Origin of the sequence: Rhizobium ecuadorense (genome assembly GCF_001187535.1) — a bacterium.
Lineage (GTDB): Bacteria > Pseudomonadota > Alphaproteobacteria > Rhizobiales > Rhizobiaceae > Rhizobium > Rhizobium ecuadorense.
Window position 1 is genome coordinate 1 of the sequence record NZ_LFIO01000232.1, and the last position, 464, is coordinate 464.

Sequence of the window (464 nt, forward strand, 5' to 3'; positions counted from 1 at the left end):
GCGTTGATGAGCATCCAATCAGAATGGAGCCCGCCTTGCCATCAGAAATCGAAATCAAGCTCGACCTCTCTAGCGAAGCCCTTGAGTGCCTTTTGGGTTCCGATCTTCTCGGAGAGCCCCACGAGGCGCTGCAGCAGTCTTCGACCTACTTCGAGACGGACGATCGTCGGCTGTCGGAGAAGGGGTTCTCTCTGCGTGTCCGCTCTACCGGCGCGTCCCACGTTCAGACTGTGAAGGCATCCGGGCCGGCAAAATCACTGTTTGTTCGTTCAGAATGGGAGACGTCCATTGAAAGCAATGAACCCGTCCTCGACCATACGAGCCCTCTCATAAGCGAGTTCGGACCGGAACTTGAGGTGGAAGCCGCTTTCACCGTGTTCATTGAGCGTCGCGTCTGGAACATCGAGTTGAACGGCTCTCGGCTGGAGGTGGTCGTCGATCGGGGAGACGTAGTGTCTGGCAAC

The 464-nt window shown here is 57.1% G+C and carries 1 protein-coding gene; it reads left to right on the forward strand.

What is annotated here, in order from left to right; translation table 11 throughout:
* Positions 1 to 35 precede the first annotated feature (35 nt).
* Positions 36 to 464: CYTH domain-containing protein (locus AF337_RS05730; RefSeq protein WP_244471188.1), on the forward strand; the 429-nt coding region annotated here is incomplete at its 3' end.